The organism is Bacteroides sedimenti (assembly GCF_040365225.1).
Lineage (GTDB): Bacteria > Bacteroidota > Bacteroidia > Bacteroidales > Bacteroidaceae > Bacteroides > Bacteroides sedimenti.
In genome coordinates this window covers 3,286,899-3,306,022 of the sequence record NZ_AP028055.1, presented here as the reverse complement: position 1 = coordinate 3,306,022, position 19,124 = coordinate 3,286,899, and the positions used below count along the sequence as shown (strand labels likewise).

At 39.0% G+C, this 19,124-nt stretch carries 11 protein-coding genes; 5 read left to right on the top strand and 6 right to left on the bottom strand.

Features of this window, described 5'->3' with window-relative positions; all coding sequences use genetic code 11:
* Window positions 1–464: 464 nt before the first annotated feature.
* From ABWU87_RS13175 to ABWU87_RS13155, 5 genes are all read left to right on the top strand, one after another.
* A complete protein-coding gene (locus ABWU87_RS13175; RefSeq protein ID WP_353334474.1) occupies window positions 465–1,832 on the top strand; it encodes a Gfo/Idh/MocA family protein in 1,368 nt (455 codons plus the stop codon).
* A 504-nt stretch (window positions 1,833–2,336) separates the two neighbouring features.
* Window positions 2,337–2,996, top strand: coding sequence for a DUF47 domain-containing protein (locus tag ABWU87_RS13170; protein WP_353331449.1), 660 nt, complete (start codon window positions 2,337–2,339; stop codon window positions 2,994–2,996).
* Window positions 2,997–3,011: 15 nt separating this feature from the next.
* A complete protein-coding gene (locus ABWU87_RS13165; protein WP_353331447.1) occupies window positions 3,012–4,016 on the top strand; it encodes an inorganic phosphate transporter in 1,005 nt (334 codons plus the stop codon).
* 7 nt (window positions 4,017–4,023) lie between these two features.
* Window positions 4,024–4,857, top strand: coding sequence for a CvfB family protein (locus ABWU87_RS13160; RefSeq protein WP_353331445.1), 834 nt, complete (start codon window positions 4,024–4,026; stop codon window positions 4,855–4,857).
* Window positions 4,858–4,962: 105 nt separating this feature from the next.
* Window positions 4,963–6,363, top strand: coding sequence for a hypothetical protein (locus tag ABWU87_RS13155; RefSeq protein WP_353331443.1), 1,401 nt, complete (start codon window positions 4,963–4,965; stop codon window positions 6,361–6,363).
* 66 nt (window positions 6,364–6,429) lie between these two features.
* Here the strand turns inward: ABWU87_RS13155 and ABWU87_RS13150 are convergent, their stop codons facing one another.
* The 6 genes from ABWU87_RS13150 to ABWU87_RS13125 form a co-directional block, all read right to left on the bottom strand.
* Window positions 6,430–8,385, bottom strand: a complete 1,956-nt coding sequence (locus ABWU87_RS13150; protein WP_353331441.1) for a biosynthetic peptidoglycan transglycosylase — start codon at window positions 8,383–8,385, stop codon at window positions 6,430–6,432.
* A 571-nt stretch (window positions 8,386–8,956) separates the two neighbouring features.
* The gene (locus ABWU87_RS13145; protein WP_353331439.1) at window positions 8,957–10,075 is read right to left on the bottom strand and encodes an acyltransferase family protein; all 1,119 of its coding nucleotides are present in this window, start codon (window positions 10,073–10,075) and stop codon (window positions 8,957–8,959) included.
* A gap of 191 nt (window positions 10,076–10,266) precedes the next feature.
* Entirely contained in the window at window positions 10,267–14,376 is a 4,110-nt protein-coding gene (locus ABWU87_RS13140; RefSeq protein ID WP_353331437.1) for a hybrid sensor histidine kinase/response regulator transcription factor, read from the bottom strand.
* Between the two features lie 376 nt (window positions 14,377–14,752).
* The gene (locus tag ABWU87_RS13135; RefSeq protein ID WP_353331434.1) at window positions 14,753–16,117 is read right to left on the bottom strand and encodes an alpha-L-fucosidase; all 1,365 of its coding nucleotides are present in this window, start codon (window positions 16,115–16,117) and stop codon (window positions 14,753–14,755) included.
* 87 nt (window positions 16,118–16,204) lie between these two features.
* Complete coding sequence (locus ABWU87_RS13130; protein ID WP_353331432.1) at window positions 16,205–17,659, bottom strand: alpha-L-fucosidase; 1,455 nt, start codon at window positions 17,657–17,659, stop codon at window positions 16,205–16,207.
* 80 nt (window positions 17,660–17,739) lie between these two features.
* Entirely contained in the window at window positions 17,740–18,885 is a 1,146-nt protein-coding gene (locus ABWU87_RS13125) for a glycoside hydrolase family 88/105 protein (protein WP_353331430.1), read from the bottom strand.
* Window positions 18,886–19,124: the final 239 nt, after the last annotated feature.

Sequence of the window (19,124 nt, the reverse complement as noted above, 5' to 3'; positions counted from 1 at the left end):
CACAGCCATACCTGGTTTATCCTAGCTGGGCTTGTCATGCAAGACCTCGACAAAAGCGGAAATCAATCTGAATATTAGCAAATTAACTACAATACAACAAATAGTCTTGGGAGAATTACCTATTAACATTTTATTAAATCATTTTATTTTATCTTGCTATTAAAAATCGTTCATTTAATTATTTGCATAGTTTAAATAAAGTTTTTATTTTTGCCAAGTAGACTTTAATGCTTATCTACAATGAAAGACTCATGAGAAATACCAAAGCTAAATTTCTAACAATATTAATAGCCGACCTCACTCATGACAATTTATTCTGCCAGCAATACAGCATTATAGAATGCATATAAAATCAAAGCAATAATATACTATTTTTATAGTTAACAACAAACATATATTATATAATATCACTTAATTAATTTATCATGAAAAAACTGATTTATTCACTATGCTTATTTACGCTGATGTTCAGTATTGCACTGCCATCGAATGCTGCAAAGAAAGCTAAGAAAGTAATGCCGATTGAAACAAAAGTTCCGGTACGTCCTGCAGGACAGAAAGATGTTCTTGGACTTACAACTCCTAAAATGGATGTAGTCCGTGTAGGATTCATTGGTCTGGGGATGCGCGGTCCAGGAGCAGTTTCACGTTTTACACACCTCAAGGGGGTTGAAATCAAAGCTCTTTGTGACTTACATCCTGAGAGAGTTGAAAACTGTCAGAAAATTCTACAAAAGGCCGGGTTGCCTGAAGCAACAGGTTACAGCGGGAGCGAAGATGCATGGAAAAAGATGTGTGAACGTCCTGACATCGATCTGATTTACATCGCAACCGATTGGAAAAATCACGCTAAAATGATGATTTATGCGATGGAACATGGTAAGCATGTAGCTTGTGAAGTACCTGCAGCCATGACACTCGACGAGATCTGGGCTGTAGTAAACACTGCAGAAAAAACTCAAAAACATTGCATGCAGCTGGAAAATTGTGTTTACGATTTCTTTGAGCTGACTACTCTAAACATGGCTCAAAAAGGAGTGTTTGGTGATATTCTTTATGCCGAAGGTTCTTACATCCATAACTTGGAAGAGTTTTGGGGAGAATATAATGCTGACTGGCGCCTGAAATACAACAAAGAACATCGTGGTGACATCTATGCTACTCACGGCATGGGCCCAGCTTGTCAGCTTCTTGACATACACCGTGGTGATAAAATGAACTACCTGGTTGCAATGGACAGCGAACCGGTAAGTATTCCTAATTACATCAAGAATGTGAGAAAGGAAGACTCAACAGGATTCAAAAACGGTCAGCACACTATGACCATGATTCGTACCGAAAAGGGTAAAACCATTCACATTCAACACGATGTTGCCTCTCCTCGCCCTTACAGCCGTATGTACCAATGCACCGGAACCAAGGGATTTGCAAATAAATATCCAGTTGAAGGTTATGCTCTTCAGGGTTCACAGGTTGATGCAAGCATCACTCCAAATCACGAAAATCTGAATGCACACTCATACGTTTCTGACGAGATAAAAGATGCTCTAATGAAGAAATATAAACACCCTATCCATGTAGAACTTGAAGAAACTGCCAAGAAGGTAGGTGGACACGGAGGTATGGACTTTATCATGGATTATCGCCTTATCTACTGTCTGCAAAACGGCCTGCCATTGGATATGGACGTATACGATCTTGCCGAATGGTGCTGTCTGGCTCCGCTGACTTCCATTTCACTTGAAAACAATTCAGCTCCTGTTGCAGTGCCCGACTTTACTCGTGGAAACTGGAACAAGGTTAAAGGATTCCGCCATGCATTTGCAAAATAATTAACAAATAACATATTTGAAGAGGCTGGTTCATTTAACAATTTGGAATCAGCCTCTTCTTTGTTTTAAAGCTCAAGAAAAAGATATTCTCTTTAAAAAACTGAGTTTTCTAGAGTTCAAATAGCTCCTTACAAGAGTTTTTACATCGATTCATATCTGAACTTAATAAAAAAGTCTTCCAGATTTACCACGAAACATTCAGTTCTGAATTCTTGTTTGTATAAAAAAGCAAAAACAGCCACATCTGCTTAAAGCACTCATAAAGAGCCTTCTAATACAAATACCATTAAATTTTAAGATTAATTTTGATTAGTTATTTTTTTACTAAAAAAGGATGTTTAGGCAAAGTAGCACCTTAATTATCTGGGATTCTCAATAATCATATTAGCAACATTTGTTTTACACGATTTTCAGAGCGTATTTATTTTGAATATAAATAGTTAAATTGTTTTGCATGTACAATCAGAAAATTCTATATTTGCAGCGAAATAATAAAGACTACAGATGAAAATTAATACTTTATTGAGCATGTTTGCTCCGAAAGATGTTAAGTTCTTTCCAATGCTGGAAGAAACAGCAACTATTCTCTCTCAGTCAGCAACCTATCTTCAGGAGCTTTTCGCTTGTGAAGACGAAGCACACAAAAACGAATTATGCCGGCTTATTAAGGCCGAAGAGGTTAAGGGTGACAAAGTTACCGGAGGTATTATTCACGAGTTAAACAATACTTTCATCACTCCGTTTGACAGAGAAGATGTTCACGCACTTGCCGACGCAATGGATGATGTAATCGATGTGATTAATCGCTGCGCACAAAAAGTTCTTCTTTATCAACCAAAGCATTTCCCTGAGCACTCAGTCAAACTGGTTGATATCATTAAAAAAGGAAGCGACGAGCTTTTAAATGCTGCTTATGAGCTTTCAAACATCAAGAAAACCGATCTTCGCCTTCGCGCTCATTGCAAAGAGATTAAACGACTGGAAGAAGAAGCAGACGTTGTATACGAAGAGGCAATCATCAGTCTTTTCAAAGAAGCAAGCATTAGCAGCAATACTGTAGAACTCATCAAGCTGAAAGAAATTATTCAGGAGCTTGAGAAAGCTGCAAATAAAATCAACAGCACAGGAAAAGCTATTGTAACTATCTTGGTAAAATACGCCTGATAAAAAACAAAACATATGACATTACTTATTATTGTTATTGCATTAGGGCTTATTTTTGATTTTATTAACGGCTTTCACGATGCGGCCAACTCTATTGCAACAATTGTTACAACCCGGGTACTAACCCCTGTGCAAGCGGTTATCTGGGCTGCAGCATTCAACTTTATCGCGTTCTTTGTGGCAAGATACGTAATCGGAGAGTTTGGTATTGCCAACACTGTGGCCAAAACAGTTTTAGAACAATACATTACTCTTCCCATTATTCTTTCAGGACTAATTGCCGCAATCTCCTGGAATCTTCTTACCTGGTGGCTTGGAATACCTTCATCCTCTTCTCATACACTTATCGGCGGATTTGCCGGAGCAGCTATCAGCGGTGCAGGTTTTCAATCCATTCATACAGCTGTAATCCTCAAAATTGCATCTTTCATTGTGTTGGCTCCGGTAATCGGTATGATTATCTCTGCCATAATCACAATCGGAATCTTGTGGCTTTTCAAACGAGTCAATGCCCGTACGGCAGAAAATTCGTTCCGTAAGTTGCAGTTGGCTTCTTCCGCTTTGTTTAGTCTGGGACATGGTTTGAATGATTCACAAAAAGTAATGGGGATTATAGCTACAGCTCTGATTTCTTACGGCAGCATCAAATCAGTAGATTCAATGCCCGATTGGATTCCTCTCTCTTGCTTCGCCGCAATTGGCCTTGGTACAATGATCGGAGGATGGCGTATTGTAAAAACTATGGGAAGCAAGATTACGAAAGTGACTGCTTTAGAAGGTGTCTGCGCAGAAACTGCCGGTGCCGTAACACTATTTATAACTGAATTCCTCAAAATACCTGTAAGTACAACACATACTATCACAGGTTCAATTATGGGAGTTGGAGCCGTAAAAAGGCTTTCAGCCGTTCGCTGGGGCGTAACAATCAATTTGTTGTGGGCTTGGATTCTGACTATTCCTGTTAGCGCAGTACTGGCTGGAATCATTTACCAGATCGTAAATCTTGTCGGTATTAAATAATAGCAGCATGAATATAGAACTGGGGAAATTTAATATCCTAGAGGTAGTCAAGACCGTCGATTTTGGCGTTTACCTGGATGGTGGAGATCAAGGAGAAATTCTCCTTCCTACTCGTTATGTTCCGGAAGACTGCAAAATAGGTGATTTCCTGAATGTTTTTCTTTATCTGGACAATGAAGAACGGCTGATTGCCACTACCCTGACTCCATTGGTGCAGGTGGGAGAGTTTGCTTGTTTGGAAGTGTCCTGGATAAACCAGTTCGGTGCATTCCTCAACTGGGGACTGATGAAGGATCTGTTTGTTCCTTTCGGAGAGCAGAAAATGAAAATGCAGGTTGGAAAGAGATATGTGATTCACGCACATATAGATGAAGAGAGTTATCGCATTGTGGCTTCTGCCAAAGTGGAACGGTACCTTTCCAAAGAGATTCCCGCTTATCAGCCCAACGATGAGGTTTCAATCCTGATTTGGCAAAAGACAGATCTGGGATTCAAAGCCATTGTGGAAAATCAGTTCAGTGGATTGCTATACGAAGGAGAGATATTCCAGCAACTACATACGGGGATGACAATTAAAGCGTATGTGAAACAGGTACGGGAAGATGGAAAGATTGACCTGATGCTTCAGAAACCGGGCTTCGAGAAGATTGATGATTTCTCGGTTACTTTGCTATCATATATCAAGAAGAATGGTGAAAGAATCTCATTGAATGATAAAAGTCCGGCAGAAGAGATATATGACACCTTCGGTGTAAGCAAGAAAACTTTCAAAAAAGCCGTTGGCGACCTTTATAAAAAAAGGCTGATTATATTAGAAAAAGACGGTATCCTTTTAGCTTAAAGATATAGGGAAATCCCTAAAAACATATGGGGATTATCATTAGGGCGAGGCATTTCCTCGCCCTATTTTTGTATCATCAATTAAGAACCATTAAACTGTTGCGTTATGAAAAAGTTAATATTCACCCTGATTGCCATCACATTGAGCTCCATCAGTTCAATAAGCATGGCTGCTATGAGCACTAATAAGGTTCGCCAAGAAACTCGTTTCCTAACCGACAAAATGGCTTATGAGCTGAACCTTTCTACTGAACAATACAATGATGTATATGAAATTAATTACGACTTTATCTACAATATACGTTATATTATAGATGATGTGGTTTACGAAGAAAGCTGGGCGCTGGACGATTATTATTATTATCTGGACATGCGTAATGACGACCTTCGCTGGGTGCTGTCAGACTGGCAATATGAACGTTTCCTAAACATCGATTATTTCTATCGTCCTATTTATTCAAGCGGATACTCCTGGGGGTTCAGGATATACCTCACTTATAGAGATCCGGGATTCTTCTATTTCGGGAAGCCATACCATTATAAAAGCTATCATGGAGGACACTTCCGTTCTCATTACAATGACCGTAGCTTCTACATGAACAAATACAGCCATAATGTGTATCGGGGCAATTTCCAGACAAGAGATGTAAATGTATACAACAACAACCGTCGTTCAGATTTCGGCAGGACTTCACCGGTTTACAAAAACATGAATGTCACTCCAAACAGGGAAAGCCGCGGAAGAAAATTCAACGATGACCTTTACAATACCGGTCGTAACTCAGAATCTCAAAGAGGCAGAACTTCAACTGGAGTCAATCGTTCTACTGAGAACAACAGAGGAACAGTAAGAGGCTCTTCGGATAGAGAGAAAGAAAAATCCGGTAAGGAGAGAGAAAATATACGTAAAGAAAGAGAGGATACGCGTAATGAAAGAAGGGAAATAAATAAAGAAAGAGAGAATAATAGACAAGAAATAAAAAGAGAACGTGATACAAACCAAGGAGGCGAACGAAGGAGAGATAGAACCCCTAATAATGAAAGCTATTTTATAAACTCTGACAATGGAACATACAACAATAACAGTTCCGCCGAAAGAAACAGATATAGTAACAGAGGTTCTGAAAATGCAGAAAAAAGAAGCGAAGCAAGACCTTCGGTTAGCAGCGAAAGAGAATCTTCCTATAATCGCTCCACTGCGGGCACTCCTGTTGTAAGAAGCAACAACTCCGGCAGAAGTTATGAATACGTAAGATCCAGCTCAGAAAACCGCGCTCCGGCAAACGTACAAAGGAGTAATTCTGAAAGCCGTTCTTCGGTTAGTTCATCAAGAAGTTATTCAGAGAGCCGCCAAGCATCTCCTGCTCCTTCAACACGGAGTTCGGACAACGACAGAAGCAGCGTAAGAAGTTCTTCTTCAGAACAATCTAGATCTGCAAGCAACGATAACAGCCGTAGCTCTTCTTCCGAATCATCGAGAAGCAGAGACAGTTGGTCAAGAAGATAGTTTCAATAAATAGTTATATTACATTGTTTTTCAAGAAGGGCAGTCGCTGTGAAGTGGTTGCCCTTCTTATTTATCGGTTTCCTCAACAACAGGCAGTTCGACTACAGTTACAGAGTCTTTCGGTGCAGAAAAGCCCTGAACGGCACTGCCCGATAGCACTACTATCGGTTGAATGGCGGCAGCTTGCTCTTCTGTAATCAGCCCTTTCCGGCTCAGTCGGTTGGCTATCAGCCGGAAATAACCTCCCAGCCAGGAACGAAGCTGCATATTCTCGTCAAAATAGCTGCGGTAACGTTTCGGTTTAGGAATGAGAGATGCCATAAAAATGGCCTCTTCAGGTGTAAGTTGCGATGGCTCCTTGCCGAAATAGAAATGCGACGCTTCGCAGGCACCATAAACCATTGGTCCCCATTCGGCAATATTAAGATACACTTCATACATGCGGTGCTTGGAAGTAAGCCCCTGATTCTCCACCAGCCACACAATCATTGCCTCCTCAAGCTTACGAAGCAGGTTTTTATTTCTGTTCAGAAAGACATTCTTCACCAGCTGCATGGAAATTGTACTTCCGCCACGGGCAAACTTCTTCACTTTCAGGTCGTGAATCAATGCCAGACGCAAGGCATCCAGACGGAATCCACGGTGGGAATAGAAAGAACCGTCTTCAGACTGCATAACTGCTGTCTGAAGCAAAGGTGAAATACTATCCAACGGACGGAAATTAGGATTTTCGGGCCCAACGATAAAGGTGCGTACCGGTCTGCCATTCTCGTAGGCTGTGTAAAGGAACGAACCGTTCATTTTCGACAGGCTCTCTTTTCCATACCCTGTAATCTTGAAACTATTTCCTTTCAAATCTGATTCCAGTTTAAGGGCATTAAGATTATTAAAGTCAACATCCAACAGAAAATGGTAAGAAAGGTTCCCACTTGTCTTCAATCCTTCCAGATTACTGAAGAGACCTTTGGGTAGGGATGAGAACAAATCATCAGCCGGAAAAGCGGGTTTATCCACAGCCATTGTGATGTGCCATTTTTCACTTTTCTGTGCACGGATATAGGGATGAAAGTCTAATCTGTTAAACTGAACCGTAGTGGCACTGTCCAGCTCCACAAAATCTTTTCCCACATTGATGGTGTAATTGAATCGCCCCCTGTCAAGGTCCACCACTTCGGGCGAAAGCCCCGGATGATAAAGCTGCAGTCCACATACCTCCGCCTTTCCATTCAGGGTTACCTCTCCTCCTCGTTTGGTTTCGGTCAGCCGATAAGAAAGTGTATCAAAAGCCACCTGGGCACCGTAATATTTATTCAGATAAGGAAGCAGAACCTTGCCCGGATTCTTGGAATAAAGTTCAGCCTCAACGGTCTTTTCACCGCTATGTACCCGTCCGCGACTGATCCATTGCCGCACAACACTGCCCTCCTTCACATTTATCTCCGTTTCAAACCGGTTCTCTTCAATATGCAGCATGGGGACCTGAACTTCGGTATAAACAGTATCCTTGCGATGACTAAGAACAAAATCCTTCATGTCGCCGTTATCCGGTAAAGAACCGAAAAGAAGTTTTAACAGATGGGATACCTTACTAGCATAATCCTTTCTATCTTCTTGATCGTCCTTTCTTTGTTCCTTTTTAAATAGAAAGTCATAATTGGAGAGAGAGTCTTTCTTAACGAAGGAGAGATGGAGTCCGTCGGTAGTAACCCGTTTCATTTCGGCATTTAGCCAAAGCATTTCCCAGAGACTTAGCTTTACCTTTGAAGAACGTAGGGTGAGAAGCGTATCTCTTTCGTGCGGAACCACAGTGAGATGCTCAATCTCTACCTCATTAATTCCCGGCATATGAAGGCGATCATAGGTAATTCTCAACCCGTATTCTTTTTCAAGTTTGTCAAATTTCCCTTTGGCATAATGATTCAACAGTGAATCTTTGCATAGATAAATGGCTATCACTGCCACAACGATGAGACCGGCAACCACCAGAATCCCTATCTTTGTTTTTTGTCCGATTCTGAACATAGATTTGTTTGCATTTTTGTTTTGCGATGCAAAATTAGATATTTCTGACGGAACTTGTTCACTAAACTAAAAGAATTAGAAGTTTAAAGAAAAGATGGCGATCATTAAATGAAAACAAGGCGACAAATCAGAGTATATACCTACACCTTAATATAATTTAACCTACACCTTTACTGTATTAGAAGTACACCTTATTTGTTTAAGCCCTAGATGTAAGGGGTAAAACGAAATGTGTAAAATAGAAGATTGATTAAAACGCATGAAAGAATGATTATCACTATATTACAGCGCAATTGGACAATAATGTTAACACAAAACGAAAAATTTACTTTGCTTTACTTAGGCTTTTCATATCCATTGCTTGAACGATTCATAAAACAGTGTTCAAGTTAACAACAGCTTTGCTTTGTGAGACAAATATAACACTTTTGGTCCGTAAAACAATGGAGTTATTGAAAGGGTCTGCCGTAAAAAAGGCCAAATACGAGGGACGATGCGTAATATGGAAGACTTAATAAACAAAGAGGAGCCGGATAAATGAATCTGGCTCTCTTTTATATTTCTGGAAGGTTTATACTTTCAGGAAAACACCTCTTTTATAAAGTTCTCTGAGGATAAAGAACACAATCAAGTAGTTTCCTAGGTTGATCAGGACGGAATAGTAATTTCCCAAGTACTGCTCGAAACCGTAGCAGACTGATTGTACGATGCTCCTAAAATTGATGATCTCTCCCAATACATAAGCCGTGATGGAGTTCATACCATAAATCTTTAGCCATTTCAACCCTTTTGTATGCTGCTTGCAATCAATCCAGTAGTAAAAGAGGCCCATTAGCATAAAACTGATGCCGCCTGAATAAAGTGTCATACTGCAAGTCCAGATTCTCTTGATAATAGGCATCTGAAGACTCCAGATCAGGGCTATGATAATACAGGCACCTCCTACTATCAGCAGCGTCTGCACATTTCGGAGCTTATCTTTTCCGTCTTTCATTATTCTCCCAGCAAATGCGCCCATCATTACCGTTACACCAAAAGTGAGACTACTGAGTATCCAGGTGTAGTTGTAATTGGGAGCGAACGACCAGTTTCCGTCTTCGTTCCAGTAAACACCGTCGCGGAAACGGCCAAGGACGAAACGGTCTACCTTTTCAGCAAAGTTTCCCTCGGGTGTAAAATCACCCAGAAAAGTCATTGGCGCCCAATATAGCAGCAGAAGCAGTGCTGTGGCAATAAGCTGTCCTTTCGTAGGGAGATAAAGCTGGATAATGGCGGCAATCAGATAACCGATGCCAATGGCCTGCAACGTATTCGTATAGAGGTAGAGATATTTGGGGTTCAGTCCCAGCAAGTTTCCCTGCACCACGGCTCCCAGAACAAACAACAAGAAAACACGGCGGAAAATACGTTTGTAGATAGGCCATTTATTATTATCGAGCCGGTATTTCTGGAATGAGAACGGCATGGCTGCACCTGCCATGAAAAGAAATAGAGGCATCACCAAATCCCATGCTCTGAAACCCGTCCAAACTTCATGATCTAGTTGGTTAAGAATGCCTTGGAATGAGGGATTGTTAATTTTTTGCAGCAAGCCAACCAAGATAGGTTGAAGAAAAACCAACATAAAAAGGTCGAATCCCCGTAAAATATCAAGTGAATCAAGTCTATGCTTAGTAGTAGTATTTTTCATAATTTTGTGTATATGCGTGTATTAGGTTATTTGCAAAAATAGTCAAAAGTGTTATTACTTGGCCAACCTTTTGAAAAATCAAAATAAATAGCATCTTGTACCAGTCCCTCTTTTTCGAGATGATAACAAATTCAATGCTTCGTCAAGACTCCTGATAGCTCAAGGTCGTTAAAGTATTGAGAGTGGTGCTTTTATTTTGAAGGTGGTGTAGATTTTTTCCGATGTTTTGCGGCAAAGGCGGTAGGGGTTTCACCAAACTCTTTCTTGAATGAACGGGTAAAATAGGATTGGCTTTCGATGCCTATTTTATCTATTACCTCTCGCATCGAAATATTTTCATCTGCAATTAAACGGGCAGCTTTTCTTAACCGATAACTTAAAATGAACTCCACAATTGATTTATCAGTCATGGTTTTTATTTTGGTGTACAATTTACTACGACTCATAGAGAGTTCTGCCGCAATATAGTTAACATCCATATCGGGTTTGTCGATTTTAGATTCTATAATTTCAGCCAGTCTTTTTAAGAATTTATTATCTTGTTGATTGGTTGATAATTCACAACTATCAACAAAATAATTTTTAGCATAATATTCTTTCAGATGTTGTTGCTGGTTAAAGATGTTTTCGACTGAAAGCAACAATAAATGAAGGTCAATAGGTTTCTCAAAGTACATATCTGCGCCGGAGCCGGTTCCTTCTATTTTGCTCTCAATTCCACTTTTTGCTGTTAATAGAAAGAATGGAATATGTGATGTGTTTATATCAGATTTAACTTCTTTACAGAATGTGATTCCATCCTTTAAAGGCATAATGATGTCGCTTATAATAAGATCGACTTCTGTCTCGTCAAGTAGCTGTGTTGCAACTTGCCCGTTCGAAGCCTCTACAATATCGTAATATGATGTAAGGTAGTCTGCAATGACAGCACGCAGATCAGGATTATCTTCAGCCAATAAGATTCTCTTCTTTTGTCGCAAAAGCACTTCTTTCATATAGTCGGCAGGAGTCGTTTGCACATTCTGATCTATTTTTGCCACTTCTTGGGTGAAATAAGTTGCTGCAGCTGGTATTATGTTGTTGTCTGAAGCGAAATCTGAAAAAGCATATGTTTCTCTATGTATAGGAAACCCGACTAAAATATCTGTGCCCTTCTCTTTTTCGCTAAAAATGGCAAGTGTCCCTTTATGCAATAAAACTAGACTTTTAACTAAGGCAAGGCCAATACCGGTGCCCAGATGGGCATTCTGATCGTTGGTTTCCACTTTATAGAATCTTTCAAATACTTTTGAAATCGAATCCTCTGAAATGCCTGTTCCTGAATCACGGATTGCAACGCAGAAGAAATTGTCTGTTTTTGTTTGATCACCAACTTTATAGCTATTGTTGTATCTTGATTTTACGTCCGTGAGAGAATAATAAGTCTCAATTGATATCTTTCCTCCATCTTTGGTATATTTGAATGCGTTATCCAGCAAATTGACGATTATTTTCTCCATGATTTGCCTATCAAGATAAAGTGTTAAGTCCAAATTGGAATCACAATTTATCAAAAAGTCAATATTTCTTCGCTTGGCATAATCCAAAAAATCAAAGGAGAATTCGTTAATTAAATGGTTGATGTTGCCAGGCGCAATCTTCAACTTCATTTTTCCATTCTCAACGGTCCTGAAATCCATTAATTCATTTACCAGGTTAAGTAGACGCTGAGCATTGCTATTTAGTAGTTTGTAATAATGTGCATCGAATCCATCTTGTTTCATTTTACTCAAAGTAGCCATGATAAGAGATAAAGGAGTTCGGAAATCGTGAGAGACATTGGTGAAAAATCTCAGTTGTGACTGGTGAATTTCCTCTTTTTTGTTTTTTTCCAGATTTTCTAAATAGAGCTCAATTTTTAGCTTCTTTTGCTTGTTGTAGTAACGCAAAATAACATACAAAATGCAGCCTGCTAAAATAAGATATAACATATATGCAGGCAGACTATACCAGGGAGCCGGCAAACGTTTGATTGTTATAGTGGTAGGATGTTCACTCCAAATGCCATCATTGTTGGCCGCCATAACTTCAAAGGTGTAATCCCCTGGGGGAACTTTTGAGAAAAATGCACTTCGGTTGAAGGCATCCACCTCTTTCCATCGGTTATCGTAACCTTTGAGTCGGTATTTGAACCGGTTTTTTTCTGGCATAAGAAAATTGTCAGATGCAAAGGTGAATCCGAAATTAACTTGATTGTATAAGAGTCTGATGCTATTTGGTAATACTCCTTTGACTTTTAATGGAGAATTGAGCGAATCAAATTTTGTTGATACATTATCAATTAAAAAATCGGAAATGATAGCCTTGGGCTTAAAATCATTTGTTACCAGTTTGTGTGGATAGACAACAGTAAATCCGTTAGTACCGCCGAAGTAGAGCTCTCCATTTTTACCTTTCATGCAAGCTAAAGGGTAGAAGACAGGGCCTTGTACCCCGTCTTTTGTATCATAACGCGCAAACCGATTTTTGGAGATCGAATATTTGAACAATCCGTTATCGGTACCCATCCAAAGCTCGGTACCGCCATTGGAACAGATGTTGTAAATAGTCGAAATGTTGAATTTTAGAATATCGTTATAAAAATAATAGTGCGAGTTTTGTGAATTGTATTTTATCAGACCGCTTCCTATACTACCAATCCAAACGTTGTTTGCTGCATCAACGTAGATTGTTTGTGCATTTAATGATGACAGACCGCATAAGGATATTGGCTTTATCGTATGCTTTTTTATGTCCATCCTATACAAACATTTATGTGTTACAATCCAAAGATCGTTGCTATTTCCGTGGACAATGTCGAAAATATAATTATTTTCATATCCTTTTAATGAATAATGAGTAAATGTCTTTCGTTCAAAAGAATAATAGGAGATTTCTAAAGAGCTTTGCTGATAGGCGATCCACAGTCCTGAATCAGCTTCTAAAACAATTTTTCTCAGGTTGTCGTTTTTTAGAGAGTTGTTATTTCTTTTTTCATGTCTGAAATGTTGAAATCTGTTTTTTTGAATGTCATACATGTCTAAGCCACCTCTAAACATAGATATCCATAGCCGTTGCCTACTGTCAACAACCATTGATTTTATGTTATTAGAAGCGGGACTATTGCTTGTCATGTTATGTTTGTAATTGGAAAATACACCCGTTTGTTTGTCCATCCGGTTCACTCCACCTCCTTCAGTAGCTATCCAAATGGATTTACTATCTTCGGCAAATCCGCTTACGACATTGTTATTCAATTCTTTTTCCCTGAATGAGTAACTTTTGAAGCCTGCACTTTGTTTGAAGTTCACATAAGCCAAACCACCTGAATAAGTCCCTATCCAGATGTTTTTATGATAATCCTCTGCAATCACCCAAACCGAGTTGTTTGGTATGCTAAAAGGATCCGATTTAGAGTGCCTATATAAGAAACGTTCACCATTATCTGGATTGAACACATGTAAACCGCGCTGTGTCCCAATTAATAAGTTCCCGTTTCGATCACAGAAAAGTGCTTTTGCCGGTATTTGTTCATTCGCATCTTGACAAAAGAAGTCATAACATGCTTCTATACGACCTGTTTTTATATCAGCTCTATATAGTCCCGAATTAATTGTAAGGATCCATAACTTATTTCGTCTTTCTGCAATTCCCAATATAACATTATCTTTAGAAAGCGAAATAAAAGGTTTAAATTGCTTTTTGAGGTAGTCATAGAGAAAAATATTCCCTTGGAATGTTCCCACCAATAGTTTATTTCTTGAAGTAAAAAATGCATTGACATATTTGATTGGTTTACCTTGAAAAAGAGGTCGCTGCATTATTTTTCTATCTTTATCGTAGCAGTATAAATATTTGTCGTTCAACCAAAGATTATCGAAACTATCAAACTCTATACTGGTTGCTGGGTTATCCAGAATTCGTTCAAAACTATCAGATATTTTATTATAAATAAATATCCCATTCCCGTCTGAAACAAACAGATGTCCTGCAGAATCAATGGCAATGTTATTGAAATACCACGATCCGGAAGTATTGAGCCCCTTGAACCGTGAGTAATAGTGTTTGTATTGGTATCCGTCGAAACGAAACAAATCATTATCCATCAATATCCATATAAATCCTTCTTTGTCTTGCTTTATTGATTTTACTCCGTCATAATAAAATCCTCCCTCTGGTGAAAGTGTTCGGAATCTATAGTCGTTAACATTTTTTGCTTCAACCGAGAGATTAATAAAAGAAGCGATAAACAACTGAATAAGAAATGTGGAAAATCTTGACATACGGATTAATGATTGATGTAATTATGACTTGCCATTTTAGGTTGTAAAACAGAAACCGTGCTCAAAATTGAGCGTTGTATATGATTTCTTTAAATTGCCGGTATCTTTAAAATTTACGTTTTTTTCCATGCTATAGTTTATTTATGCTAAGAGCTGGGGAAAATGCTGGTGCTATTCATGATGCAAATATAATCGTTTTTTGGGCGGGGGGAGAAAATTACTCATAGTATATTTACTATAGAACCAAATTTTTCTAAAGTCTAGAAATCCAACAAAGACATTCTGTTATATTTCATATGATCGGTTGCAAGAGTTTAATTCCAGATGCGTGTATTCCATGAAAAAATGCAATTTTCCCTGTAGAAGGTGCTTTCTTCTATTTTTTAAACTCTATTCTAAAAACATATACAGGAATTTGTTCAGTGGAAAAAGTTGGTACGCTTATTTGCAACCCGTTTGTTACATGCTTGAAACCGACATGAAGTCGGCTGCCAAGCAATGTCACTTTCTTTATTTTATCTGTATTGTCAATTGATTTAATGACAAAACTCCTTTCTTGTATACTTCGTGCAAATACGTATACAAAATTGTCTTTTGACGTAAAACGAAGGTCTGAAGTATTTCCTTTGGGTATTCCATCGTATTCAGCATCATGAAAAGGTGTCTTTGAGGTGTTTTCTTCTGCGGTTGGCGTCAAATTTTCACCGTATGTTTTCCATGGATGTGTGCCATAAATAGCTTCGCCGTTCACTTTTAGCCAAGCATACAGCCCATTAAATGTATGGACGCTTTCTTTTGGGAACAAGCCTTTGCCGGTTGGACCGACGTTGAGAAGCATATTTCCACCTTTACTCACAATATCAACAAAATTGCGAATTATCATTTCCGGACTTTTATAGATGGTGTCAAATCTGTTGTTGCCCCAGTTTTTTCCCATTGTCAGGCATGCTTCCCACGGCGTCCTTTTAATCTTTTCCATTAATTGTTGCTCAATTATATCGTAATCCCCCTGACCGTTACCGATGCGGCTATTAATTAGACAATGCGTCTGCAGAGAGTGTATTAGCTCTCTGATTTCCCGACTTTGTTGTTTTGTAACAAGTTCGGGTGTATCAAACCACAGCATGGCGATCTCTCCGTAATTGGTGAGTAATTCTTTCAATTGAGGCTTTACTTTCCGTTCGATATAGCGAGACAAAACCTTTGCATCTTCATCCGGAAAATCCCATGTATTGCTGCGACCCGCCTTTTGTGGCCAATCGGTTGGCACATCGGGATCCTCCCAATCTCTTCCCAATGAATAATATAAACCTAATTTGATGCCTTCTTTCTTGCATGCAACTGACAGTTCTTTGATTGGGTCGCGCTTAAAATGAGTCCTTTTTACAATGTTATAATCGCTGCATTTTGAATTATAAATTGCAAAGCCATCGTGATGTTTTGCGGTAATGACAATGTATTTCATCCCTGCTGCCTTTGCCGTTTTTACCCATCTCTCCGCATCAAAATCGACCGGATTAAAGTCATCGGCTATTTTGGCATAATCTTTCAGGTGTATACGTTCGTACAGCATAAAGTGTTCTCCTCCTTTTGACGGGATACCATTCCAAAGGCCGGCCGTCTGGGAATAAAGCCCCCAATGAACAAACAGCCCTAGCTTCGCATTGCAAAACCATTCAATATCAGCTTTTGTTTCCTGGGCGGATAGAGAAAGAATTGAATTAATTAAGCATGTAATCACAATTAAAAGGAATCTCACTCTGGTCATCGTAATGTTTTGAATAACGAACTAAACTTATTGACTCTAACTGACAGACTTGCAACGTTCTTAGGTGCGCGCCTGTTGATATGCCTTTTCGTTGGTTTGTGACTCTTCTAATTCCAATACGATAACAAAAGGTTTGTCGGAAATGTATTTTGCTGGAATAACAATATTGTAAAGGTTGTTGTTTTGTTTGTTTTTACCTGCATCCTGAATCGCAACCGGTAGTTTATTTGCTAGGAAATAAGCTTTGGTCGGCTTTACTCCTTTTTCTGAAATTTCCACATTCAGGCAATTGTTTATCGGGCGATTAAATACTGTCAAATATAGTTTTCTCCCTTTTTGGGTAAAATATCCCCAGTCTTGTTTCTTCATATCAGCGTGTGAACAACCATAAATAGCTTCGTTGTTTGTTTTCATCCAATCACCAATCTCTTTTGCAATGCTAGTTTCTTCCTGACGGATGTTTCCTTTCCCATCAGGTCCGAAGTTGATGACAAAATTACCACTTAGCGATACTGATTTTACCAACATCTCGATCAAATTGTAGGGTGTTTTCACATATCCTTTCCAATGTGAATTGTACCCCCACTGATTATCTGGAATTGTCATCACACAATCCCAATCGTGTCCATGTACATCTTCTATAGAGTTGGGAAGGTTGCGTTCCCATCCTTGTTCATAATCCCCCATCATGACTCCGTTCGAATCAACATGGCGTTTTCCAAAGTCATCGGCCCGGAAGCGACTTCCTATTATTAACCCAGGCCTGAGAGTTCTCATTTCGGTCTCCAGTTCATCAGCAAACTCAGCTTGCTTTACCCATGACTTGTCCCAGGTTCCGTCAAACCAAAGTCCTTTCGCAGAAGGGTAAGAAGTAAGTAATTCGAGCAGTTGGTTGCGGGTAAATTTCTTGAAACTTTCGAACGCGATACTGTCTTCTGGACTTTTAATGTCGTATCGCCAACCCTGATGACTCCAATCCATCACCGAAAAATATAGGTAAACGTCTATTCCAACCTTATTGTAGGCATCTACAACCTCTTTAACAATATCTTTTTTGTAGGGGGTGTTGGCTATTGTATATTCAGTATATTTGCTTGGCCACATACAGAACCCGTCGTGGTGTTTTGTTGTAAAGATAACATATTTAGCACCCATATTTTTAGCTTGCTCAGCCCATTTGTTTGCATTGAAATCAACAGGATTAAACTGTTTATACAAGTTATCGTATGTTTTTCTCCAATCATTCGGAGCATCTTTGCCCGACCATGAGCGAATCCATTCGGCAGCACCACCATAAGTTTTACCGTCCCATCCTCCGCCTGGAATGGAGTATATCCCCCAATGGATAAACTGTCCCAAGCCATATTCTCGCCATCTTTGCATGGTTGCGTCGGTTCGTTTGCCAGAGCGATGCGATCCATGTTTAAGTGAGATTTGAGTTGTTTTTTCTTGTGAAAATGTTTGTCCGCAAATAAGCCCTAATAGTAGGGTGATTAGAATACTTCTTTTTTTCATGTGTTTATATAGTATTATTTATGAATATTAATTCCCTTGCACCATTATCTGTTTTTAACAAGAAAAAATGAGGGTACATTTCAAAATTGATATAATTCTGTGCCAGCTAATAAAAAAGCACCTACACCATACACCGAAGTCATCTCTTTTGTAACTTTTTTCGGATCTGCACCAATCGGTTGTACCCATCCTAATTTACCGTTTTCGTCTACAGCCGAAGCAAGCGCACGCCATGCTTTTCTTACAACAGGTTTGAATTTTTCTTTGTCCAGTAAACCCTCGTTGATACCATATGCCAAAGCATAGGTAATCAATGATGTAGCACTTGTTTCGGGCGCCGGATAGCTAGTCGGGTCTAATAAACTTGCATGCCAGAATCCATTTTTGTCTTGTAATGAAGCAAGTCTTGGTACTAGCTCCTTGAATAGATTTTGGTAAAACAGACGGTACTGAGAACCTTTTGGCAATATTTTCAAGAGATCGACCAACCCTGCGGCTACCCAGCCGTTGCCTCTGCCCCAGAATACTTTTGCTCCATTTTTCTCCTGCTTATTGAAATAACTGTCATCTCTATAAAACAGCTTCTCTTTAGGGTCATATAAATGGTTGTATGTTTTTTTAAATTGTTCATCCATGAATTCGATATATCGCAAATTTCCTGTCAATGTATAGAGTTCGGCAAATACTGGAGGCGCCATGAACAAAGCATCGCTCCATGTCCAGGTCTGCTTGTTGGTGTGACTCATATTACCGTTGGGTGGATAGTTTATAATCCAATCAATGCGTTTCTGTACTGACTTAAGCATCTCTTCTTTTCTGAATTTTTTATAAAGCCCTAAATAGGTTTGTGCAATACAAAGTTCATCAGCGTGATAGAGCCCGTATTTTGGATAGTTAATAAAGTTTTCTGCAATTTTCCATTGGTTCTCCGCTCCTAATTTAGTCAGCCAGTCATAATAAGCGATGCTATCTGGAGCTATTTTTGCCCATTGCAACATTCCGAAATATAGCGTGGCATTAGTCCACGAATCTATACCAAAATCATGAGATTGATTTGTTGAATAGGTGAAGTTCTTAATTTGCCAATCGGCCACTTTTTTTAATGTGTTTTTTATTGAATCTTTATTTATTACGACAGCAGGTTGAGTAGACGACTCTTTTTTAGATTGCCCTGCGGAGAATTGCCACGGAAATACAATAATAAAAAAAGAAATAATTATTCTCATTTTCATAGTATAAGTTGAATATTGAAACTGATGCAAATGTACTTTTACTTAGCTAATACATGCTTGTCTTTATTGTCTATTGTTTTGCCCTATTCGCCAAAGGGAACAACGAAAGTGCAATAATACATAAACTGGGTAAAATATTTGCTTGAAATATGAATAACTAGCACTAAATGCAGGAAGAAAGATTCTGATATGAGGGGTTTTCCGTCAGCCACTATTCTGTTTTGAGGATGTAC